General features: G+C 46.9%; 1 protein-coding gene. It reads left to right on the plus strand.

What is annotated here, in order from left to right:
* The coding region (locus Q4563_RS19060) for a GTP-binding protein (RefSeq protein WP_303605630.1) at nucleotides 1-290 on the plus strand (290 nt) is incomplete at both ends.

Consider the following 290-nt stretch of genomic DNA (forward strand, 5'->3'; position numbering starts at 1 on the left):
CTCTGATCGGACGGATGTTGCACGATTCCAAACTGATTTTTGAAGATCAACTTGCTGCGATCAAAAATGATTCACAGAAATTTAACACCACTGATGGTGAATTTGACCTCGCCTTGCTGGTTGATGGACTGCAGTCCGAGCGGGAGCAAGGCATCACCATCGATGTTGCCTATCGTTATTTCTCTACTGAAAAGCGCAAATTCATCATCGCCGATTGCCCAGGGCACGAACAATATACGCGCAATATGGCAACCGGTGCTTCCAGTTGCGATGTTGCCGTTATTCTGATC

Source organism: Gilvimarinus sp. 1_MG-2023 (assembly GCF_030548285.1).